The 22,751-nt window shown below is 63.5% G+C and carries 22 protein-coding genes; 12 read left to right on the forward strand and 10 right to left on the reverse strand.

The window, feature by feature from the left end; genetic code table 11:
* Nucleotides 1–33: 33 nt before the first annotated feature.
* Together ACTCHC_RS12715 and ACTCHC_RS12720 are read right to left on the reverse strand one after the other, a co-directional pair.
* Nucleotides 34–1,296 carry a glycosyltransferase family 4 protein gene (locus ACTCHC_RS12715; RefSeq protein WP_463022874.1) on the reverse strand — a complete coding sequence of 421 codons (1,263 nt, stop codon included), beginning with the start codon at nt 1,294–1,296 and terminating at the stop codon, nt 34–36.
* 26 nt (nt 1,297–1,322) lie between these two features.
* Nucleotides 1,323–2,780, reverse strand: coding sequence for a lipopolysaccharide biosynthesis protein (locus ACTCHC_RS12720; RefSeq protein ID WP_463022875.1), 1,458 nt, complete (start codon nt 2,778–2,780; stop codon nt 1,323–1,325).
* A gap of 193 nt (nt 2,781–2,973) precedes the next feature.
* On the opposite strand from ACTCHC_RS12720, the gene ACTCHC_RS12725 reads away from it, so the two are divergent.
* The 10 genes from ACTCHC_RS12725 (at nt 2,974) to ACTCHC_RS12770 (ending at nt 14,529) form a co-directional block, all read left to right on the forward strand.
* Nucleotides 2,974–4,098: a glycosyltransferase family 4 protein gene (locus ACTCHC_RS12725; protein ID WP_463022876.1), complete on the forward strand. Its 1,125-nt coding sequence runs from the start codon at nt 2,974–2,976 to the stop codon at nt 4,096–4,098.
* A complete protein-coding gene (locus ACTCHC_RS12730) occupies nt 4,095–5,576 on the forward strand; it encodes a PepSY-associated TM helix domain-containing protein (protein WP_463022877.1) in 1,482 nt (493 codons plus the stop codon). The genes ACTCHC_RS12725 and ACTCHC_RS12730 overlap by 4 nt, the downstream gene beginning before the upstream one ends.
* Nucleotides 5,577–5,853: 277 nt before the next feature.
* Nucleotides 5,854–6,564 (forward strand): methyltransferase domain-containing protein, encoded by a 711-nt coding sequence (locus tag ACTCHC_RS12735; RefSeq protein WP_463022878.1) that lies wholly within the window; start codon nt 5,854–5,856, stop codon nt 6,562–6,564.
* Between the two features lie 265 nt (nt 6,565–6,829).
* Entirely contained in the window at nt 6,830–7,831 is a 1,002-nt protein-coding gene (locus ACTCHC_RS12740; RefSeq protein ID WP_463022879.1) for a UDP-glucuronic acid decarboxylase family protein, read from the forward strand.
* The gene (locus ACTCHC_RS12745) at nt 7,831–9,330 is read left to right on the forward strand and encodes a hypothetical protein (protein ID WP_463022880.1); all 1,500 of its coding nucleotides are present in this window, start codon (nt 7,831–7,833) and stop codon (nt 9,328–9,330) included. The genes ACTCHC_RS12740 and ACTCHC_RS12745 overlap by 1 nt, the downstream gene beginning before the upstream one ends.
* On the forward strand, nt 9,327–10,343 hold the full coding sequence (locus tag ACTCHC_RS12750) for a glycosyltransferase family 2 protein (protein WP_463022881.1): 1,017 nt from the start codon (nt 9,327–9,329) through the stop codon (nt 10,341–10,343). The genes ACTCHC_RS12745 and ACTCHC_RS12750 overlap by 4 nt, the downstream gene beginning before the upstream one ends.
* 59 nt (nt 10,344–10,402) lie before the next feature.
* Entirely contained in the window at nt 10,403–11,314 is a 912-nt protein-coding gene (locus ACTCHC_RS12755) for a glycosyltransferase family 2 protein (RefSeq protein ID WP_463022882.1), read from the forward strand.
* A 1-nt stretch (nt 11,315) separates the two neighbouring features.
* Nucleotides 11,316–12,302, forward strand: coding sequence for a lysylphosphatidylglycerol synthase transmembrane domain-containing protein (locus ACTCHC_RS12760; RefSeq protein ID WP_463022883.1), 987 nt, complete (start codon nt 11,316–11,318; stop codon nt 12,300–12,302).
* 12 nt (nt 12,303–12,314) lie between these two features.
* Nucleotides 12,315–13,760 (forward strand): protoporphyrinogen/coproporphyrinogen oxidase, encoded by a 1,446-nt coding sequence (locus tag ACTCHC_RS12765; RefSeq protein ID WP_463022884.1) that lies wholly within the window; start codon nt 12,315–12,317, stop codon nt 13,758–13,760.
* 1 nt (nt 13,761) lies between these two features.
* A complete protein-coding gene (locus ACTCHC_RS12770) occupies nt 13,762–14,529 on the forward strand; it encodes a polysaccharide deacetylase family protein (RefSeq protein WP_463022885.1) in 768 nt (255 codons plus the stop codon).
* 57 nt (nt 14,530–14,586) lie between these two features.
* Here ACTCHC_RS12770 and ACTCHC_RS12775 read toward each other — a convergent pair whose 3' ends face one another.
* The 5 genes from ACTCHC_RS12775 to ACTCHC_RS12795 are packed head-to-tail and all read right to left on the reverse strand — an operon-like array spanning nt 14,587 to nt 19,354.
* On the reverse strand, nt 14,587–15,006 hold the full coding sequence (locus tag ACTCHC_RS12775) for a PaaI family thioesterase (protein ID WP_463022886.1): 420 nt from the start codon (nt 15,004–15,006) through the stop codon (nt 14,587–14,589).
* 12 nt (nt 15,007–15,018) lie between these two features.
* Nucleotides 15,019–15,912 (reverse strand): glycosyltransferase family A protein, encoded by an 894-nt coding sequence (locus ACTCHC_RS12780; RefSeq protein ID WP_463022887.1) that lies wholly within the window; start codon nt 15,910–15,912, stop codon nt 15,019–15,021.
* Nucleotides 15,913–15,932: 20 nt separating this feature from the next.
* A complete protein-coding gene (locus ACTCHC_RS12785; protein ID WP_463022888.1) occupies nt 15,933–17,411 on the reverse strand; it encodes a carboxypeptidase M32 in 1,479 nt (492 codons plus the stop codon).
* Nucleotides 17,408–18,550 (reverse strand): heme A synthase, encoded by a 1,143-nt coding sequence (gene ctaA / locus ACTCHC_RS12790; RefSeq protein WP_463022889.1) that lies wholly within the window; start codon nt 18,548–18,550, stop codon nt 17,408–17,410. Before ctaA ends, ACTCHC_RS12785 begins: the two co-directional genes overlap by 4 nt.
* 57 nt (nt 18,551–18,607) lie before the next feature.
* Complete coding sequence (locus tag ACTCHC_RS12795) at nt 18,608–19,354, reverse strand: RNA methyltransferase (protein ID WP_463022890.1); 747 nt, start codon at nt 19,352–19,354, stop codon at nt 18,608–18,610.
* A 196-nt stretch (nt 19,355–19,550) separates the two neighbouring features.
* Here ACTCHC_RS12795 and ACTCHC_RS12800 point away from each other — a divergent pair, with 196 nt between their 5' ends.
* Entirely contained in the window at nt 19,551–20,171 is a 621-nt protein-coding gene (locus tag ACTCHC_RS12800) for a thiamine phosphate synthase (protein WP_463022891.1), read from the forward strand.
* A gap of 24 nt (nt 20,172–20,195) precedes the next feature.
* Here ACTCHC_RS12800 and olsA read toward each other — a convergent pair whose 3' ends face one another.
* From olsA to ACTCHC_RS12815, 3 genes are all read right to left on the reverse strand, one after another.
* Nucleotides 20,196–21,020 (reverse strand): lyso-ornithine lipid O-acyltransferase, encoded by an 825-nt coding sequence (gene olsA, locus ACTCHC_RS12805; RefSeq protein ID WP_463022892.1) that lies wholly within the window; start codon nt 21,018–21,020, stop codon nt 20,196–20,198.
* On the reverse strand, nt 21,017–21,799 hold the full coding sequence (gene olsB, locus ACTCHC_RS12810; RefSeq protein WP_463022893.1) for an L-ornithine N(alpha)-acyltransferase: 783 nt from the start codon (nt 21,797–21,799) through the stop codon (nt 21,017–21,019). Before olsB ends, olsA begins: the two co-directional genes overlap by 4 nt.
* Before the next feature lie 138 nt (nt 21,800–21,937).
* Nucleotides 21,938–22,120 carry a DUF3553 domain-containing protein gene (locus ACTCHC_RS12815; protein WP_463022894.1) on the reverse strand — a complete coding sequence of 61 codons (183 nt, stop codon included), beginning with the start codon at nt 22,118–22,120 and terminating at the stop codon, nt 21,938–21,940.
* A 27-nt stretch (nt 22,121–22,147) separates the two neighbouring features.
* Between ACTCHC_RS12815 and ACTCHC_RS12820 the strand changes: the two genes are divergently transcribed.
* Nucleotides 22,148–22,747, forward strand: coding sequence for a histidine phosphotransferase family protein (locus ACTCHC_RS12820; RefSeq protein ID WP_463022895.1), 600 nt, complete (start codon nt 22,148–22,150; stop codon nt 22,745–22,747).
* Nucleotides 22,748–22,751 lie beyond the last annotated feature (4 nt).

The following is a 22,751-nucleotide window of genomic DNA, read 5'->3' on the forward strand; positions in this document are numbered from 1 at the left end:
CCTCGGGGGGTGCGGGGGGCAGACAGCCCCCCGTCAGCGCGCACCCCGTTCGAACAGGCCCGCATCAAGGCGGCGCGCCAGGGCGGCATCGCCCTTGCGATGCGCCGCGTGGGCAAGTGCGGCACCAAAGGCCTGCAAGACGCGATCTTCGTGCCAGATATTTTCGAACGCGGCGCGCGCGGCCCTGGCCTGCACGGCGCGGGCGGCGGGGTCCGATTGCAACCGGCGCATGGCGGCGATCAGGTCATCCTCGGTGTCGAACAGCACACCGCCATTGGCGGTCTCTACGATCTCGGGGAAGGGCCCCAGACGGCGCGCGATCACCGGCGTGCCCAGCCGGAAGCTTTCGATCAAGATGATGCCGAAGGTTTCATAGCAGACCGACGGCACGATCAGCCCCAGCGCGCCGCGGTAATAGGCGTTCAGCTCATCCGGCGTCTTGCGCCCCAGGAACCGGATACGGGGATTATGCGCCGCCATCTGGCGCAATTCATTCGCGTAATCGCCATCGCCCAGGATCAGCAGGTCGGCATCGGGATATCGGTCCATCGCCGGGAACACGTCCTGCAACCCCTTGATCTTTTCCAGACGCCCCACGAACAGGAAATAGGGCCGATCATGGCGCGCGACCGATTGATCGCCCGCAGGCAGGTCGGGCAGGAAATAGGGCAGCACCTGCATCGGCTGGCGCAGGCCGAACTCGGCATGTTTGGCGCGGCTGAATTCGGATTTGGCGATCAGCAGGTCGATCTTGTCCAACTGGCGGTCCAGCAGCCCGCTCGCGCGCCACAGTTGGGGCGGGCGGCGATAGCTGGCGACGCAACGCAGGCATTCGCGTTTGTCGCATAATTCCCGATCATAGCGCCACAGAACATGGGTCGGGCAGACCAGCCAGTGTTCATGCGCCTCATAGACCTTCAGCCCGTCACCGAAATCCAGCAGGCCCGGCCCGCCGACCAGCGAAGCATTGTTATACCAGATGATGTCATATTTCTTTTCGCTGGCGATCTGGCGGATATGTCCGCCATGGATCACCGGGCGGCCGGTCTGCTGGGTCAGCAGATTGGTCAGCACGGGGACACGGCTGCGCAGCCCGATGGCGCGCACCCCGTCATCCTCGACCGTGCCATGCACCTTGCCGCCAAGCGAGGCATAGGCGTCCTCGTCATGCACCACGGTCACATCATGCCCCCGCGCCGCCAGCGCGCGCGCCATGCGCTGCACCCCCACCGCGTCCCCGCCAAAGGAATGCGGCGGGTAAAAGGTCGTGAACATCAGAATATTCAGCGGTTCCATCACCTCAGCCCAAACAGTTTTCCCGGTCACGACGCCGGGGGGCCATCCCCGTGCCGGCCGGTCATATAGGTTTTCATCAGCGCCAGCCGGTCGCGCATGAACAGCGCCGACAGCAGGCCATAGATCACAAAGCCTGACAAGATGCCGCCACCAAGGCCAAGAAGCGGCGATATTGCGGTCAGGGGCTTTTGCACGGCGAAAACCGCCGCCGCCATCACCAGCGCCGCCGCCAGCGGGCGGGCATGTATGCCGATCAGGTCGAAAACCGCGATGCCACCGATCCCCGCCACAATGCGAAAACGCAAGATCCACAGCATATAGCGCGCCGCCACAAAGCCCGCGGCCACGGCCACGATGCCCCAGCGTGTCGCGATCCAGATCAGCACCGCCCCCAGGGCAAATTCGGCCCAGGCCAGCCTGGTGATCGGGGCCGCGCGCCCTGCCGCCAGGCAGAACGATTGCTGGACCCGCTCGATACACAGGTAAAAGGCCAGCGCGCATAGCACCGACAGAACCGGCGCGGCCGGTTCCCAGCCCGCCCCGAAAAACACCGCCAGCACCGGGCCCGACAGCACCGCCAGCCCGGCAAAGGCCGGCAGCGCCACCGGCCCTGTCAGCCGCGCGATATCGGCCAGAAGGTCCGCCGCGCGTTCGCCGCCACGGGTCAGGGCCGCAAAGGCCGGCTGGCTGACCAACCGCAACGGTGTGGCGATCAGAAACGAGGCCACCTCGACCAGGCGCCAGGCGATCGAGAAATATCCCAGTTGCACCGCGCCCAGTGTCGCGCCGATGATGACATTGGGGCTTTGCGTTACAGCCAGTTCGGCAGCGCGCAGCCCAACCATCTGGCCGCCAAAGCGCATCACGGCAGCAAAATGCGCGCGCCGCGCATCCAGACCTGGCCGCCAGGGCACCGCGAACCAGGCCATCACGATATTGGTGAAAACCTGGGCCAGCCGCTGTCCGGCCAGCGCCCAGACGCCAAACCCCGCCAGCGCCATGCCGATGCCCACGACCCCGCCCGCGAAGACCCCGGTTATGGCGCGCAGCGACAGCGTCTTGAACCGCATCTGCCGGCGCAGCACCGTCACCGGAACCGCCGTCAGCGCGATCATCAGAATGGTGGGTGACATTGCCCGGATCAGCCCGCGCACCGAATCTTCGCCGAAGAATGTCGCGATCGGGCCTGCGGCAAGGATCAGCACCAGTGTCAGCAACGCCCCAAATCCCGCCAGCAGCCAGAACACCGCGTTGAAATGCCCCGGCTCGGGATCGGGTTCGGCGATCAGGAATTCGGTCAGGGATTCGCGGACCAGAAACTCGGCCAGCACCACAAAGGCCGATGCCATCGCCAGCAATCCGAAGGCCTGCGGATTCAGAAGGCGCGCCAGAATCAGGAAAACCACAAAGTTCACCGCCTGTTCGGCCCAGTTGCCGGCCGCCATCCAGGCCACGCCCTTGGAAAACTGTTTCGCGATTGTCATCAGGCCGTGCCCAGTTCCGGTTTTGTGTCGTCTCCAGTGGCGCAGGGGCGACAATTTAAGGTTTTGGCGCGCCCCGTGGCCGGGGCGCTGGTATGCCGCATCGCGGCGGCCTATCTTTGGCCGCATTCAATGCTTTACAAGGCAAACACACAAGCGGTGATAACCCGCAACGGGACAGGCCAACATGCGCGTGATGCAGATTTGCACGAATTTCCTGCCAGGTGGCATTCAGCGCCATGTGCTCGATCTGACGGTCGATCTGCGCGCGGGCGGCCATAAGGTGGTGCTGGCCGGTGGCGATGGCGACTGGAGCGGCGAGGGCAATGATCCCGATTTTCTGCCGGTGCCCATAACACGGGTGGCTGGCACCGGTGGGTCGGCCGTCAATCGGGTGGCGGCGCTGTTGCCCTGCGCCCGTCTTCTGCGGCGCGCGATCCGTGATCGTGGCATAGAACTGGTCCATGCCCATGAAACCGCCCCCGCCATGGTCGCCCGGCTGGCCACGCTGGGGCTGGGCGTGCCGGTGGTCCTGACCTTTCACGGATCGGCCCCCGAGCGCGAGGCCAGCGCCGCCCGCATTGCCCGCCATTGCGCCGATATCACGATTTCACCCAGCCAGGCCTCGCTTGAGGCCCTGATCGCCAAGGGGTTGCCGCGCGAACGGGGCCGCGTGATCGGGCTGGGCATCAGCCCCCTGCCCGCCATTGACCCGGCCGATGCCCGGGCGCTGCGCGGTGATCTGCTGGCGGGGCGCGCGGGGCCGCTGATCCTGTCGCTGTCGCGCCTGCAGCCCCAAAAGGGGATCGACGTGATGGTTCAGGTCGCCGCCCGCGTCGTGGAGCGCCATCCAGGCGCGGTCTTTGCCATCGCTGGCAAGGGCCCGTTGCTGGAACAGGCGCAGGGCTGGGCGCGCGCGGCAGGTGTGGCCGACAACATCCGCTTTGTCGGGGCCATTTCGACCGTGCCGCTGCATCTGGCCGCTTCGGATATGTTCCTGCTGACCTCGCGCTGGGAAAACCTGCCGATTTCGATCGTCGAGGCCTTTCGCGCCGGCCTTCCGGTGGTGGCCACCGATTGCGGCGGCGTGCGGGAACTGGTGGATGACAGCGTGGGCGCGCTGTTGCCGGTGGGTGATGCCGACGGTATCGCGGCGGCCCTTCTGGCGCTGATCGAACAGCCGGATCTGCGCCGCGCCAAGGGTGAGGCCGCTTTGGCGCTCAGCGCGCAGGATAGATTTGCACCCGCCGCCGTTCATGCCCGCTTTGCCGCGATGTATGAAGACCTGATCACAAACCGAAAAACCCACGTTGGAGCATGAATTTGCGTCGTTTCCGCAGCTTCCTTTTCAAAGTTCACAAATTTCTTGGCCTGTATCTGGCCCTGATGATCGGCTTTATCTTCGTGACCGGCAGCCTTCTGGTCTTTGCCGATGAAATCAGCGTGGCCTTTCACCCCAAGGTCTGGGTTGCGGGCAGCGATCAGCCCGACGCCGGTTTCGGACCCACCTATCAGACCGTGACCACCGCCTTCCCCGAAGCCACCCTGCAGTGGACCGAAAAGCGCCCCACCCCGTTTCTGGCCGACCGCAGCTATATGCGCACCGCCTGGAACGAAGAGATCATCGTCTGGACTGACCCTGTCAGCGGGGCGTTGCTGGATGTGACGCGCGCGGTGGATTTCAAGCGCATCATCCACGGGCTGCATGAAAACCTGCTGACCCCGGTCGAGCAGATGCGCCTGCTGCTGACATCCCTGTCATTCGTCATCCTGATCATGATCGTCAGCGGCCTGATCACCTATCGGCGGTTCTGGAAGGGGCTGTTTCGGATACCGTCGCGCGGCGCGGGGCTGCGCGGCTGGGGCGGCGCGCTGCACAGGCTGGTCGGTTTGTGGTGTCTGCCGTTCCTGGTGGTGCTGTCGCTGTCGACCACATTGTTCTTTCTGGCCTCGGTCGGGGTCAACATGATGCTGCCCCCCGCCAAACCGGCCGCCGAACGCGCCGCGGCGGTGCCCGCCACATTGACCGGGGCGCAGATCGCGCAGATGGAACAAACCGCGCAGGTCGCCATGCCGGGGGTTCACTTTACCAAGCTGACCATGCCGCGCCGCGCCCGCGACGGGGTCTGGTTTGAAGGCGCGCCCGCCGATGCGGCGTTCGTTCATGAAGGATCGCGGGTTGTCGTCGATCCGACCGATGGCGCGGTTCTGGGGGTATTGCCGGCCAGTGCGGCACGCGGGCCCGGCCCGCTGGTGCCGCTGGCCATGGCATTTCATTATGGCACCTGGGGCGGCACGGTGACGCGGGTTCTGTGGGTGTTGTTCGGGCTTGGATCGGCCACGCTTGTATTCGCCGGCGCGGTGGTCTTTGCGGCCCGCCAGACGACATCGCCCCATGGGATGATGCGCCGGTTCTGGCGCGGTCTGGGGCTGGTGCGGTGGGTCTATGTTCTGGCCGTGCTGGGGATGATCGCGATGGCGGTTCTGCGATATGGGACGCCCGCGCAGAAATGGGTGGGCATCGTGCCGCCGTCGCAGGCCGCCGGGCTGGCGCGTCTGGCCGTCAAGGGCGATCTTCGGCAGGGCAAACCGCTGCAGCTGCGCTTGTCGCTGGTCGATGACACGGTCGCCGGCGCCAGTGTTGCCGGGCGCGATGCGGTTCGGCTGACCCCGGACAATCGCACCGCAATCTTCCGTATCACCCCGCAGGCGGCGGACAATGACATCACTGTCACGCTGACGCGGGCCGATGGCAGCACGCAAACCGGCACCTTCCGGCTGGGCCGCGCGATCTGGTAGCCGCGCGGCCCGTCCCGCCGAAACGGGGGAATCGCGACAGGAACATGCCGCCCGATTTGGCGGCAATCGCCCGGCGGTGGCCCGATTGTTTACCGCAAAGGCACGATATCAAGAAAGTTTCGCCTTCCCTTCGGTAAACTTTCGCTGCAGACGCACGATATGTTACACAGAAACGGGCAAGTGATCCCATCGCATCCAAAAGGGTGTCGTCGGGTTGCGGGTATGGCGGGCAGGTATCGGGGTTGAAAGACCTCGGGGTTTGGTAAGGAGATTCGAAATGGGCGTCGGTCAGGAAATTTCGGCACAGAATGCGGGTTGGACCTTTGGCAACAATGTGCCCGACACATTCGTCGATCACATCAAGTTGTCGGTCCCGCTTTATGAACTGGGGCATGATCTGATCTGTCAGGTCTCTGATTTCTTCGTGCATAATGACAGTGTCATCTATGAAATCGGCACCTCGACGGGCGAACTGATCCGCAAGCTGGCCGAACATAACGGCGGCAAGACCGGCGCGCGCTGGATCGGGCTGGATGTCGAACCCGCCATGGTCAAGGCCGCGCAAAAGCATTGCGATGGCGTTCCCAATATCAGCATCCTGCATGACGATGCGCGCCATATGGAAATGGAAAAGGCCGATCTGATCATCAGCTATTACACGATGCAGTTCATTCCGCCGCGCTATCGCCAGGAACTGCTGACCAAGCTGTATGACCGCCTGAACTGGGGCGGCGCGCTGATCATGTTCGAAAAGGTGCGTGCGCCCGATGCCCGCTTTCAGGATCTGGTGATGCAGCTTTATAACGATTTCAAGATCCGCAACGGCTTTTCCGGCGAGGAAATCGTCGAGAAATCGCGCAGCCTGAAAGGCGTGCTGGAGCCGTTCTCGACCCAGGGCAACCTTGACCTGCTGGCGCGTGCCGGTTTCCAGGATGTCACCACGATACAGAAATACCTGTGTTTCGAAGGATTCCTGGCCATCAAGTGACGCTTTGCCCTTTGCGACCGCGTTCGTGATTGCGAAGGGCATCTTTCCGGGGCATCTTGCACATGCAGCAATTTGGGGCATCGCATCGGAAACGGGTCGGGATCGCAGGGCCGATCGGGCATGAAATACCGGATATAAACAGATATTTCGCCACAATTCCGCCAATGGCCTTTGCGATATCCCCGGCGTCGGTGCCAAAGAACATGGCCCCGGGATTAAACGGTGACCACCAGGTGGTGATCAGTATGAACAAGGACGACTGGGCATGAGCGTAACCTCAAAACGTATTCTGGTCACGGGTGGCGCGGGTTTTCTGGGGTCGCATCTGTGCGAGCGACTGCTGAACGAAGGCAACGACGTTCTGTGCGTCGACAACTATTTCACCGGGCGTCGTACCAATGTGGCGCATCTGCTGGACAATCCCCGCTTCGAGATCATGCGCCACGACGTGACCTTCCCGCTGTATGTCGAGGTGGACGAGATCTATAATCTGGCCTGCCCGGCCTCGCCCATCCATTACCAGCACGACCCGGTGCAGACGACCAAGACATCCGTGCATGGCGCGATCAACATGCTGGGTCTGGCCAAGCGGCTGCGCGCCAAGATCCTGCAGGCCTCGACCTCCGAGGTTTACGGCGATCCGCATGTGCATCCGCAGACCGAGGATTACTGGGGCAACGTCAATCCGATCGGCTTTCGGTCCTGCTATGACGAGGGCAAGCGCTGCGCCGAAACGCTGTTCTTCGACTATCACCGCCAGCACAAGCTGAAGATCAAGGTCGCGCGCATCTTCAACACCTATGGTCCGCGCATGCATCCGCAGGACGGGCGCGTGGTGTCGAACTTCATCATGCAGGCCCTGGCGGGTGAACCGATCACGATTTATGGCGAGGGCAACCAGACGCGGTCCTTCTGCTTCGTGTCCGACCTGATCGACGGCCTGATCCGGCTGATGAACACGCCGGATGATTTCACCGGCCCGGTCAATCTGGGCAATCCGGTCGAAATGACGATCCGCGAACTGGCCGAGAACATCATCGCGCTGACCGGATCGAAATCAGAACTGATATTCGAGCCCCTGCCCCATGACGACCCGACCCAGCGCAAGCCCGACATCACCCTTGCCCGCGCCAAACTGGGATGGGAACCCGATGTGCCACTGAAGCATGGTCTGGAAGCCACCATCGCCTATTTCGCGCGCCTGCGGGATGAGATCGCGTCCGGGGCTATCGCCGACCCGCGGATTTTGCGGGAAGGTGCGCGGTAATGACCGTCGAAGCGGGCAGCGGCCTTCCGGGGCAAAGATCCCAGGTGGTCACGATCTTCATGTGGTATCTGGCAGCCCTTGCCGCCTGTCTGTGGGTCTTTGCATTGAACGGGCATCCGCTGTTCTATTTCGACACGGCCGATTACGTGGCGCAGGGCCGGTCCGCCCTGGCGCAGATCGGTCTTTATGACCCCACCCCGGCCGCCGGCCAGGGCGATGCCGCGGCGACAGGTGGCAAGGCGGGCAAGGTGGTGGCGTCGCGATCCATCGCCTATGCGCTGCTGGCGGCGCTGTTATCGCTGGGCGACCGTCTGTCGCTGATGGTTCTGGTGAATGCGGCTGTCGTCATCCTGGCGCTGTGGCTGCTGATGCGGGTGGCCGCGCGCAATGCCGCGACGCGGTTCGATGTGCCGGCACTGGTGGCGCTGCCGCTGATCGTCTGTTCCGTGACCGCGCTGCCCTTCTATGTGGCCTATCTGATGCCGGATATCTATGCGCCGGTGCTGCTGATCATGGTCGCGCTGCTGACGGTTTTCGCGCGCCAGATGCGGGTCTGGGAAATTCTGCTGGCCATGGCGATGGCGGCCTTTGCCGTTGTGGCGCATCTGTCGCATCTGGGCGTTGCGGGCCTGCTGATTCCGGTCGCGCTGATCGTGGCGCTGATCCTTGACCGCCGCCGCTGGTGGCTGCCCCCATTGCTGGTGGCGCTGGTCTTTGGCGCCGGCATCGCCGAGCGCAAGCTGTTCCGCGTCGCCGCCGAACATGTCGCCAGCACCGAGGTTTTCTATAACCCCTTCATCACCGCCCGCCTGATCGAGGATGGCCCCGGCCTGCGCTTTCTGGAAACGCGCTGCCCCGATCCGGCGATCGCCACCTGCGCGCTGGGCGAGGCGCTGAAACTGTCGGATGATCCGTGGCGCCTTACGGCCACGCATATCATTTTCGAAACCTCGCCGCAGTTGGGATCCTTCCGGCTGATGACAGCCGATGACCAGCGCGCCGTGGCGCAGGAACAGGTTGATTTTTTCAAGCGGGTGCTGATCGCGATGCCGGCGCAGACCGTATATGCCTTCGTGCAGAACACGCTGTTGCAAACCTCGATGTTCAGCGTCGAGATGACATTGCCCAGCGACAAGATGATCGCCGAAAATCAGGATGCCGTCGGGCTGGGCGCGGCCGGGTTTACCCATGGTCCGTTCAGCGCCGATCAGGCCTGGCTGCGGTCCACGACCACGGCGCAGGCAGTGCTTTATGCGCTGTCGGTGCTGGTTATTGCCGTCTTGCTGGCATGGCCTGGCCGCGTTCCCGGCCCGGTCAAGGCAACAGCCGTGATGCTGGTCATGGGGGTTCTGGTCAATGCCTTTGTCTGCGGGGGCGTGTCACAGCCCGCATCGCGTTATGGCGCGCGGGTCATCTGGCTGTTGCCTGCCGCGGCCACAATGATGCTGCTGTTTTCGGGTTTCCTGTCCCGCCAATCCAAGCTGGAGAAACGTTCATGACCGCCACACGCCCCACCATAAGCGTGGTGATGCCCGCCTTTCGCGCCGAACATCTGCTGCCCCAGGTGCTGCCGCCGCTGCTGGACATGCTGCGCATGGGCGACGTGGACGAGGTTCTGGTCGTCGATGACCAATCCCCCGACGGCACCGGCGATCTGGCGCGCCGGATGGGCGCAACCGTGATGGTCACGCCGCAAAACGGCGGGCCGGGTGCGGCGCGCAATCTGGCCGCCACCGTCGCCACGGGCGAAATTCTGTGGTTTGTCGATTCCGATGTGATCGCCCATGCGGGCGGGGCAGCGCGCATTCGTGCCGCCTTTGCCGAACCGCAGGTGCAGGCGGTATTCGGGTCTTATGACGAAAAACCGGCCGGAACGCCGTGGTTTTCACGCTATAAGAACCTGATGCACCGGTTTTACCACCAGAATGCCCGGCGCGACGCGACCACTTTCTGGGCGGGCTGCGGCGCGGTGCGGCGCGATTTCTTTCGCCAGATCGGCGGCTTTGACGTCGATACTTACCGCGTGCCCTCGATCGAGGATATCGAACTGGGCTATCGCATCCGCAACGCGGGCGGGCGCATCGTGCTGGACCCCGAATTCCTGGGCAAGCATCTGAAGGTCTGGACCATTCCCAACGGCATCCATACCGACATCTTCCGCCGCGCCCTGCCCTGGTCGCGCCTGATGATCGCGCGCGAAGGCATGACCAATGACCTGAACACCGGCTGGGGCGAACGCATCAAGGCCGGGGTGGCGGGGCTGTTCCTGCTGTCGGTCCTGTGGCTGATCTTTGACCCCGGCATATGGCCGGTCACGCTGGCGCTGCTGGCGCTGATCTTTGCGCTGAACCGGGCCTTTTTCGATTTCATGCGCCTGCATGGTGGTCTGGGCTTTGCCATCATTACGACGCTCTATCACCAGATTTATTTTGTCTACTCGGCCTCGGCCTTTGCGTGGTGCCTGTTCGAATATCACGTTCTGGGCCGCAAGAACCGTCTGCACGTGCCATAGGTCTGGCCATGACGAAACCAGTAATTGACGAGGGCCCCAAGGTGGGAAGGAAAGCTGATATGGAAGGAACGGTCACCAAGGTGGCAGCGCAGGCAGATATTGCCGGCGAACTGGATGGCATGTCGCTGAGCATCGTGATCCCGGCCTATAACGAGGAAGGCGCGGTGCGCCATACCGTCGAGGACGTGCGCGCCGTGATGGACCCGCTGGGCATCCCCTATGAGATCATCGTGATCGACGACGGCTCCAAGGATAACACCCGGGCCGAGGCCATCGCCAGCGGCGCCACGGTCGATTACAATCAGGTCAATTCCGGCTATGGCGCGACGCTGAAACGCGGTGTGAAACGCGCGCAATACGACTATGTCGCGATCATGGATGCCGACGGCACCTATCCCGCGCGCTATCTGCCCGGCATGCTGGCGATGTGCCGCGATCAGGACATGGTCGTGGGCGATCGCGGCGCGGGCATGAAGAACGTGCCGATGATCCGCAAGCCCGCCAAATGGGTGCTGAACAATTTCGCGTCCTTTCTGGCCGAGCGCAAGCTGAACGACCTCAATTCCGGCCTGCGCGTTTTCCGCAAATCCGAACTGATCCCGTTCCTGCCGCTGCTGCCGCAGAACTTTTCCTTTACCACCACGATCACGCTGTGCATGGCATCCAATGGCAAGCGGATGATCTATACGCCGATCGAATACGGCAAGCGGGTAGGCAAATCCAAAATCCGCCCGATCGACTTTCTGAACTTTCTGATCCTGATCCTGCGCATCAGCACCCTGTTCAACCCGCTGCGGGTCTTCATCCCGCTGGGGCTGGGCCTGATGGGGATCGGGGTGATCAAGCTGATCTATGACATCTATATGGACAACCTGTCGGAAACCACGGTTTTCGCCTTTCTGTCGGCGATCATGATCTGGTCCCTGGGCCTGATCGCCGACATGATTTCCCGCCTGCATCTGAGGCCCTGATTTGTCACGTATCCTGATGTCGCCAGCCCTGAGAAAATGGGTGATACGGGCTGCCGGATCGGTCGTGATTCTGGGCATTCTGTTCTGGTTCCTGCCTCTGGACGCCATTATCGCCGGTTTTTCGGCTGTGCCTTTGCCGCTGTTCATCGGGGTGTTCCTGATCTTCCTGCTGGGGCATGTGCTGGCGGGCATGAAATGGTGGCTGCTGATGGATCGCGCCCTGCCCTTCGGGCTGGCGCTGCGGGCGCATTTTGCCGGGCTTGCCGCCAATCTGTGCCTGCCGGGCGCGGCCGGCGGCGATGCGGTGCGCGCGGCGATGGCGCAGGTCAGCGTGCGCGACGGGCCGCGCGTGGCTGCGGCCGCCGTGGCCGACCGGCTGATCGACATGCTGGCGCTGGCCCTTCTGGCGCTGCTGGGCGTGGTGATGCTGCATGGCGATGGTGGTGGCGCGGATGGGCGCGCGGGCATGGTGATGCGCGCCGCCGGGATCGTTCTGGCGCTGCTGATCGTGATCGTCTTTGCCCTGCCCACCGGCATTACCTGGCTGTGGCGGCGGCGCCCATCGCTGCCGGGGCGCGATTTTGCCCTGAAAATGGCGGGCGGTTTTACCGCGCTGGCGCGCAGGCCGCGCCTGCTGGCGGGCACGCTGGCGCTGTCGATGGGTATTCAGGCCACATTCATTCTGCTGACCATGCAATTTGGCAAGGCGATCGGGGTCGAGGTCGCGCTGGGGGCCTGGTTCATCGCCTGGCCGATGGCCAAGATCTCTGCTGTGCTGCCCATTTCGCTGGGCGGTCTTGGTGTGCGCGAGGCGACGATGGCTGCGCTGATGGTGCCCTTCGGCGCGGCAGCGTCCAAGGTCGTGGCCACCGGGCTGGTCTGGCAGGGTGTGCTGTGGCTGACGGGCGGGCTGGGCGCGCTGGTTCTGGCGCTGTCGGGCCTTAAGTTTCGCGCGGGTAAAGCGCCCGCCGCCGATATTGTTGATTAAGGGAATTTGTCGATGACCGTTGCACCCGGCCCTCTCTCGGGCAAACCGAAGATCACCGTGCTGGGCGCGGGCCCGGCCGGGGTTGCCGCCGCTTATGCGCTGACCAAAGACGGAAAAGCGCGGGTCGAGGTGCTGGAACGCGCGCCGATCGCGGGCGGCAATTCATCATCCTTCATGATCGACGGCATCTGGTGCGACTATGGTTCGCACCGCTTTCACCCGGTGGCCGAACCCGCCGTTCTGGACAGCGTCAAGGAATTGCTGGGCGATGATCTGCTGTTGCAGCCGCGCCATGGCCGTATCCGGCTGGGCGGGCGCTGGATTCATTTCCCGCTGAAACCGCATGACGCGCTGCTGCGTCTGCCGCCGAAGTTCGCGGCGTCGCTGTTGTCGGACAGCTTTCTGAAACCGTTTCGCAAGAAATCGACCGGGCCGGTTACGTTTTCCAGCATTCTCTATGATGGGCTGGGGCCGACGATATCGGAAAATTTCTATTTCCCCTATGTGCGCAAACTGTGGGGGCTGGACCCGGACAAGCTGGCCGTAAAACTGGCCGAGCGCCGGATTTCGGGCAATTCGGTCAGCAAGATCCTGTTGAAGATGGCCAAGATGCTGCCGGGACTGAAGGGCAAGACCACGGGACGCTTCTATTACCCGCGCAAGGGGTTCGGTCAGATCACCAATGCGATGGTCGAACAGGCCCAAAGCAACGGCGCCAAATTCCGGTTCGAGGCCGACATCACCCGGATCGAGCATGACGGCAATCACGTCACCGCCGTGTGGACCCGTGACGGCGCGGGCGAGCTGCGCCATGAAAGCGATCAGGTGTTTTCCACCATCCCGCTGACCACGTTGGTGCGGCTGATGGACCCGCCGCCGCCGCCGGAGGTGATAAATGCCGCCAACGCCATCCGTTTTCGCGGGATGATCCTGCTGTATCTGATTCTGGAAACCGATCAGTTCACCGAATTCGATGCACATTATTTCCCTGAAATTCACATCCCGATCAGCCGGATGTCGGAGCCCAAGAACTATAATTCCGCCGCCGGGCCCAAGGGCGTGACGATCCTGTGTGCCGAACTGCCCTGTGATCCGGGCGAAAAATGGTGGGGGATGTCGGATGCCGAACTGGGCGATCACTTCTGCGACTGGCTGAACGAGCTGGGCCTGCCCGTGACCGTGCCGGTGCGCCGCTGCGAAACGCGCCGGCTGGCAAATGCCTATCCGGTTTATGATCTGGATTATGAACAGCATTTCAACACGGTCGATCAGTGGTTGCTGGGGCTGGAAGGGATGCTGGTCTTCGGACGGCAGGGCCTTTTTGCCCATGACAACACCCACCACGCCTTTGCCATGTCTTACGGCGCCGTCGATTGCCTGGATGAACATGGCCATATCGACCATCCCAAATGGGCGGAGTACCGCGAACATTTCGCCCATCACGTTGTCGAAGACTGACATGACCGGGCCGGTCGTCGATATTCTGATGTATCATTCGATCTCGGATACCGGGGGGCCGACCTCGATCGCGCCGGGTATCTTTGCCGAACAGATGCAGGCGATCGCCGATGCGGGGGTGCCGGTGATCCGGATGAATGACTGGCTGGCGGCGCAGCGTGGCGGGCCCGCCCTGCCCGGCTATTCGATCATCATAACCTTCGATGACGGGCTGTGCGACTTTGCCGATGCCGCCATGCCGGTGCTGGAGCGGCACGATTTTGGCGCGATTGTCTATCTGGCAACCGGTTTCATCGGGCGCTTTGAGGGCTGGCAGGGCAGCCATACCCCGCCGCTTCCGATCATGGATTGGTCTACCATCCGCGATCTGGCCCATCGCGGCGTCGATTTTGGCAGCCATACCGTCAGCCATCCCGATCTGAACGCGCTGGACACACCTGCGCTGCAACTGGAACTGGCCACGTCACGCGCCGAGATCGAGACCAACCTTGGCGGTGGCGCCATGCATTTCGCGCCCCCCTATGGCCGGGCCAATGCGCAGGTGCGCGCCACGATCGCCACGCGCTATGACACATCAGTGGGCACGCGGCTGGGCCGCGCGGGGCCGGGTTCGGACCCCTATGATCTGCCGCGGCTGGAGATGTTCTATTTCACCGATCCCGCCCGCTGGCGCGCGCATCTGGCCGGGCGCGGCGCGACCTATCTGGCGCGGCGCAAGGCGTTGCGCACGGTGCGCGATCTGGCATCGCGGCCCTGGGCACGGGTTTAAGCCTGCGCGCATGGCGCGCGGCGCAATGAGTATTTTTGCCAAGAAGATGGGGAAAGGTCAGCCTTTGGGCGGGATCGAATAGGTCAGGCTGGCGCGCGCCACCGGGCCGGGCTGGCCTTCGGACAGGATCAGCGCATCGCCCACCGCCAGCACGCGGCCCAGTTTCAGGATGCGCGCGGTGCAGATCAGATCGGCGCCCATGGCCGGTTTGCGCATGAAATCAATCGAACAATTGGTGGTCACTGTCAGGGCTTTGGGTCCCACCATGGCCAGAACCGCCGCGTAAAAGGCGATATCGGCCAGCGCAAACATCACCGGCCCCGAGACCGTGCCGCCGGGGCGCAGGTGTTGCTGTGTGGGGGTCAGGCGCATGGTCAGCGTCATGTCGGCCACATCGTCGACGACATAGGCGCCGCCGGCCTGTGGAAATTCACGGGCCAGAAAAGCGTTCAGCGCGGCGGCATCCATCACGGGCATGGCGGTTTTCCTTCAGCGTTTGCGCAGGGCCAGTTCGATCCGGTGCAGCGCACGGGTATACCAGCGCGCATTGACCGATTTATAGACGAAGGGGCGGCGCACATCGGCGCGCTCGGGCGTCAAGAAATCTTCGGCAAAGGGCAATTGTGACAGCGGACGGGCCTTGAAGGCCTCGATTTCGATCTGGGTCATGTCGTGAAAGCGGCGGATGTCGCGGCCAAGAATGCGGTCGGCCCAGCGGGTGGCCAGCGTTCGGTCCTTGAATCGAAAGAACGGCACTTCGGGGCAGAAGAACACGAAAGGATCGCCCAGGATCAGCATCGGTGAAAACCCGGCATCGCGGGCAGGCGCGGCATTCGCGCGTTCTGGGGATTTGTACTGCCAGTTGGCCGCGCGCAGGCGGGCGACATGGACGATGGTGATATCGTTGTAATATTTGTCGCCCACGCGTTTTACATCATCTGCATCGACCTGATAGCCGCGCCAGCCCGGCACGGATTTCAGCATCCGGCTGCGGCTGAAGCGGTGCTTGCCCTTGAGGAATACCGGGCTGACGAAGGCGGCCTTGGGATTTTCGTCGAACCATTGGCGCACGGCGGCCAGTTCATCGTCGCTGACCGGGCGCACGACCTGAACATCGTCTTGCAGGAACAGCAGAAATTCAGCCTGCGCCGCCATCAGCGCGGTCTGCATGTTCTGATACAGCCCGCCCAGCGTCAGCGTCTGCGTGGCACCGGGGCGGATCACGATATCGCCCAAGTTTTCCAGATAGGCCATCGTGGCCGGATCGGTCGATCCGTCGTCATAGACGCGCACCGGCACGCCGGGCAGGTTGCGCCGCACCGAGGTCAGGCAGTTTTCCAGATATTGCCCGCGATTATAGGAAAACAGCGCGATTTCCAGCATGATAGGCCTTTCCCGGGGCATCAAAGCCCGTAAAGCGCGCCGAACTTGGCGTCGAGATAATCCAGCAGCGGGCCTTCGTGCGGGGCAAAACCACAGGCGTTTTCAATGGTTTGTGCCGGTACGTTCAACCGGCCATGGCGTTGCAGCGCCCCGCGCAGCCATGCCGTGGCCCCCGACGGATCACCCGCCGCCAGCCCTGCGTCCACATCGGGCACCGCCGCGCGCAGCGCCTGCATCAGGCACCCGGCATAGACATTGCCCAGCGTATAGGTCGGGAAATAGCCAAACAGCCCCACCGACCAATGCACATCCTGCAACACCCCGTTCGATGGCTTGTCGACCTGCACGCCGAAATCGCGGGCGAAACGGGCATTCCAGGCCTGTTCCAGATCGGCGGCGTGCAGGCGTCCCGCGATTAGGTCACGCTCCAGGTCGAAGCGCATCATGATATGCAGGTTGTAATGCACCTCGTCGGCCTCGGTGCGGATAAAGCCGGAATGAACACGGTTGACGGCGGCATAGAACGCATCGGCATTGGGCGCCCCGGCATCGCCGAACAGGTGTTGCATGTGGGTGAACAGCCAGTTGGTAAAGGCGTGGCTGCGGCCCAGCTGGTTTTCATAGATGCGGCTTTGGCTTTCGTGCACGCCCATCGACGCGCCCTGCCCCAGCGGCGTCAGCCCATAGGCCGGATCGACCGCCTGTTCATAGCAGCCATGGCCGACCTCGTGTATCGTTGAATAGAGACAATTGAACGGATCGTTTTCCACCACCCGCGTGGTGATGCGCACATCGGCCCCGGACCCCGATGAAAACGGGTGCACCGCCTTGTCGATGCGCCCGTGACGAAAGTCATAGCCAAAGCGTTCGGCCACATCGCGTGACAGTTGCAACTGGTGATCGGCGGCAAAATGGCCGGTGATGCCGGCAGGCGCGCGCCCCGATCCCATGATGCGTTCGCGCAAGTTGACCAGACGCGGGCGCATCCGATCGAACATCGCCGCCAGGCTGGCCGCCGTGGCGCCGGGTTCGTAATCGTCCAGCAGCGCGTCATAGGGTTCGCCGCCTTGCGACAGGGCGGCGGCCTCTTGGCGTTTCAGCGCCAGAACCTGTTCCAGCGCGGGCAGGAAATGGGCGACATCATTATCGGCGCGGGCCTCGGCCCAGATGCCCTGTGCGCGGCTGGTCACGCGGGCCAGTTCAGCCGACAGGCTGTCTGGCAACCGCATGGCGCGCGCGTAAGAACGCCGGATTTCGCGCAGCTTGGCGCGGGTCACATGATCCTGCGCGCCGTCGTCAATGGCCGCCAGCCAATCGCCCAGACGCGGGTCGGTGCGGCGGGCGTGCAACACCTGTTCCAGCGCGCCGATTTCTTCGGCCCTTTGGGCGGCGGCGCCGCGCGGCATCACGGTTTCCTGATCCCAGCCCAGGCGGCCTGCGATCTGGGCCAGGGCCTCGGTCTGGTGCTGATGGGCCAGCAAGTGTTCCAGCGCAGTCATGCGCCGCCCCTGACAGATTGCGCCACCGGATATTGCGCCGCAAAACGGGCGCGCAGGATCAGCACCCACAGGATGATCGCGCCAGCCTGATGGAAGATCGCGATATGCAGCGGCGCGGCATACAGCACCGTGACAATGCCCAACACCACCTGACCGAACAGCAGCGCCGCCATCCAGTCAAACGCGCGCCGCGTGGCCGTGGTGCCGCTGCGCCGGGCGCGGTTCCAGACCACCAGCCCGAAGATGAACAGCAGATAGGCCGCAATCCGGTGCATGAACTGCACCAGCCCCGGATTTTCGAACAGGTTGCGCCAGACCGGCGACAGGCTGAACGGATCGGGCGGCAGAAACCCGCCCGCCATCAGCGGCCAGTCGGTAAAGGTGCGGCCTGCATCGATGCCCGCCACCAGCGCCCCCAGCAGGATCTGCACAAAGGCCAGATGCATCAGCCCGGTGGCCATCGAAAACAGCTTGGCCTGGCGCGCGCGGCGGGCCTGCATCAGATCGGGTTCCGTGCGGCCCAGTTTCAGGATGAACCATGCCAGCAGGCCCAGAATGGCAAAGGCCAGCCCCAGATGCACCGCCAGCCGGTAAGACGCCACATCCAGCCGGCTGCCCGCCAGCCCCGATGACACCATCCACCAGCCCACAGCGCCCTGCGCCCCGCCCAGCACGCCGATGCCGAACAACCGGCCCGTCCAGCCGGTGGGGATGCGCCGCAGCGCCAGAAATCCGATAAACCCGATCGCCCAGACCAGCCCGATCATCCGGCCCAACTGGCGATGGCCCCATTCCCACCAATAAATGCCCTTGAATTCCGACAAGGTCATGCCCTTGTTTTGCAACTGATATTCCGGGATCGCCTGGTATTTTTCAAACTCGGCCTGCCATCCGGCGGCATCCATCGGTGGCAGCGCACCGGTAACGGGGCGCCATTCGGTGATCGACAGGCCCGAATCCGTCAGCCGGGTCAGACCCCCGACCAGTATCATCGCCGCGACCATCACAAACAGGATCACCAGCCAGATGCGGATCGCGCCGCGCGCGCCGCGCCTTGTGCGGTCGATCATGCCCGGCTGGGCGGCGGGTTTCGTCTGCCCCTGCCCGACCTCTTCGAAAATGCTGCGTTTGGTGTTCATCTGATGCCCCCACTGGCCGCCGCGCGGACCATAGGCGCGCGGCGGGCGGCCTTCAAGTCAGTCGCCATGCTCTTTCCAGCGGACCATCTGCCGCAGCATCCCATGCAACATCTGCACATCGGCCCGTGTCAGCGGCATGCGCGACCACATGTTGCGCAGGTTCAGCTTCATCCCCGGCGCCTTGTGATCGGGGAAAAAGAACCCGGCGGTGTCCAGCCGGTCTTCGTAATGTTCGGCCAGCTTGTCCAATTCAATCTGGCTGGCCCATTCAGATCCGGCCATTTCGGTGGTTTCGGGGGCGATGGTCACACCTTGGCGCCGCCATTCATAGGCTGTCAGCAACACGCATTGCGCCAGATTGAGCGAGGCAAAATCAGGGTTCACCGGCACCGAGATGATCGCATTGGCCCGCGCCACATCGTCGTTTTCCAGCCCGGCCCGTTCAGGCCCGAACAGCACGGCCACCCGCCGCCCCTGCCCGATCAGATCCCGCGCCTTGTCCATGGCGGCCTGCGGCGTCATCACCGGCTTGGTCAGGCCCCGCCCCCGCGCCGTGGTGGCAAAGACGAAATCGCAATCGCCGATGGCGGCGGCGGTATCGTCGAACAGCCCGGCATTGTCCAGCAACCGCCCCGCCCCGCTGGCCATGGCCACGGCGCGCGGATTGGGCCAGCCATCGCGCGGGGCCACTATCCGCATCCGGTCCAGCCCGAAATTCCACATCGCGCGGGCGGCCCCGCCGATGTTTTCGCCCATCTGCGGACGCACAAGCACGAATGCGGGCTGGGGGGCAGGATCGGTCATGAACTCTCTTCGCAACGGATTGGCCCGCGTGATACGCCGCCCGTGCGCCCGTGACAAGAAGGCAGCCCCTGGGATGATGCAGCGCGACTGCCGGACGGGCAAACCTGATCTGCCTCACCCCCTTGGATCGCCTGCGACATAGCCAAGCGCGCGAATCCCCGCTATAGCGGCGCGAACACCGTCCAGGAGCCCGCAAATGGCCGATATCGAACACCCGCAAATTTACCTGATCACACCGCCGGATTTCGAATTGTCCAGCTTTCCCGATCGGCTGGCGGCCGTGCTGGATATCAATACCGTGGCCTGTGTGCGTCTGGCGCTGGCCAGCATGGACGAAGACCGCGTCGCCCGCGCCGCCGATGCGCTGCGCGAAGTGACCCATGCCCGTGACATCGCCCTGACGGTAACATCGCATGTGCAGCTGGTTGAACGGCTGGGGCTGGACGGGGTGCATCTGCTGGATGGCGCGCGCGCGGTCCGAAAGACACGCAAGACGCTGGGCGCCGATGCCATCGTGGGGGCCTATTGCGGCAACTCGCGCCATGACGGCATGACCGCGGGCGAGGCTGGCGCCGATTATGTCAGCTTTGGTCCCGTCGGGATATCCGGCCTTGGCAGCGGCGCCATCGCCGAAGCAGACCTGTTCAGCTGGTGGTCCGAAATGATCGAACTGCCCGTGGTGGCCGAAGGTGCGCTGAATGCCGATCTGATCCGCAGCCTGACACCTGTGACCGATTTTTTTGGCATCGGCGAGGAAATCTGGGCAGCGGACGATCCCGCGGCGGCACTGAAACAGTTGATCGCGGCGATGGCCTAGCAACGCCTGTCGCTGGAAATCCGGCTAACCGGTCACATCCAGCCCGCTGCGCACCGCGGAGGCACAGGCCTGGGCCAGCGCCTTGCGGCTGTCGAAATCCGCAACCCGAAGCGGCGGATGATAAACCAGTTCGACCCCGCCCTGATGCGGGGCGGCCAGCACTTTCAACAGATGCGGCCCAAACCCCATATCCGCCCACCAGCCGTAAAACCGGGATTCCTGCCCCCTCGGGGCATAGTAATTGATCGTAACGGGCTGAATATACAGAAATTCACGCAGATCAGGCGCGAAGAACGATTCGAAAAGCGTTGATTTAAAAGGAAGAACCCGCTTTCCATCGGTCGATGTGCCTTCGGGAAAGAACAACAGCCGATGCCCGGCCTTCAGCCGTGCGGCAAACATATCGTTCTGGGATTTCGCCTCGGCGGCGCGGCGGGTGATGAAAACCGTACCGGTCGATCGCGCCAGCCAGCCGATGCCCGGCCAGCGCGCGACCTCAGCCTTGGCCACGAAATAGACCCGCTTGCGGGCGTTCAACACGAAGATATCCAGCCAGCTTGCATGATTTGCCACCACCGCCCCGTGATGGGTCATTCGCCGACCGCGCACAGAATATTGCAGCCCCAGGATCAGAACCGCCAGACGGCAGACCATGATCGTGATGCCCGGCGTCACAGGGCGGCGCAGGCCGAAAACGGGGCGTTCGATCAGACGCAGGGCCAGCAGCAGGACCAGCCCGCCGAACACGACCACCGCCAATGCGCCCCCCCGCAGGATCACCCGCAGCCAGCCGCCAAAGGTGATCGGCGGCGCGACGGGCAGATCGCCTTCGTTCCAGGCCGGACTCATGCGTTTTCCCGGCCCTGGGCGTAAAAGGCGCGGCTTTTGGCGTTCATCTTGTCGGTATCCATGATAAGACAGACGTCTATCGTATTGAAATCATGATCTATCCACGCACCTTCGCCCACATATCCACCCAACCGCAGATAGGCCTTGATCAGGGCCGGCGTCGCCAGCATGGCCGCCTTGCGGTCGATCCGATCTGCCGGGATCATGTCCATCGGCTGATACTGTTCCGCCCGCGCCCGCACCCGCAACGCGGTTGGCGCCAGGTGATGGTGATAGAGATAGGATAACGGCGCGGCCAGGGATGCCGCATCGGTGCCGTGAAAGCTGGCCGTGCCGAACAGGATTTCGATACGGTGCGTGAACACATAATCGGCCAGACCGCTCCACAGGAAATACATCGCGCTGCCGCCGCGATAATCGGGGTGCACACAGGATCGGCCCAGTTCCAGCAACCGCCGGCCACTGTTCTTCAGCGCGGTCAGGTCGTATTCGGCCTCGGAATAATACCGCCCCAGCGCCGCGGCCTGATCGCTGCGCAGCAGCCTGTAAACCCCCACCACATGCGCCAATGCCGCCGGATCGCGGGTCTTGTCGACAAGGATCAGGTGGTCGTAATGATCGTCGAACGCATCGCGTTCCAGCCGCGCGGCATGATCGACCATCGGTCCGTCGCCGCCAAGCTCCTCTACGAAAACCTCATAACGCAAACGCTGTGCGGCCATCAGATCCTGCGGACCTGAGGCGAGACGCAACGTAAACTGATCGGATGTGGCAAGCATGCGCGGGCGTGATGATCCATTCCGTCACGGGTGGGCCGCTTCTAAGCAGCCTTTGGTCCAATTGCAACATCACGGCGGCCGTGTTTGTTAACCTTCCGTTAATCCCTGTATGCCAGCCTGCGGCCAATCCCGGCCCGATCAGGACTCGAACACTGGCATGAGAGCAACCCGCGACCCGTCGATCACGACCTTGCCGGTGTCCGGAAAATTCACGGTTATGCGTCCGCCGATATTCGACTGCACCTGGCCGATGCCCCAGTCGGGCCGGTCCGGATGGCGCACCCGCATGCCCGGTTCCAGCATCGCATTCAGATCGTCCATCACGTGCTCCTGTCCGGGGCCAAGGAAATGAGCCGGCCCTTGCAACCCGATCTGGCCGCGCTGCTGGGCTCGCGCATCTGTCATGATCTTATCAACCCTTTGGGCGCCATCGGCAATGGGTTGGAACTGCTGGAGCTGACAGGCGCCGAAGGGCCAGAACTGACGCTGATCGCGCAAAGCGTGCAGAACGCCACCGCCCGCATTCGCCTGTTTCGCATTGCGTTCGGCGCGGCCGATCCGGCGCAGCAAATGACCGGAACCGAACTGACCACCGTGCTTGAGGGCAGCTTTCCACGTGGGCGGCTTGTTCTGAGCCATGACCTGGATCCCTGGGTGGCGCGCGACGATGCCAAACTGGCCTTGCTGGCGACATTATGCCTGGAAACCGCCCTGCCGATGGGGGGAAACCTGCATATCGCCGCCCGACGCGGCCGCTGGCATCTGCGTGCGGACGGGCCGCGACTGCGCCTGCAGCCAGAGTTGTGGGAGGCGCTCAGCGAACCGTTGCGCCCCGATCTGTTCAGCGCCGCCAATATCCAGTTCGCCCTGTTGCCCGACGCGGCCACACGCGCCAGCCGGGTGCTGGCTGTCGATCTGAGCGATGGGGCGATCACGATCAGGTTCTGACAAT

It is taken from the genome of Actibacterium sp. (genome assembly GCF_055134745.1).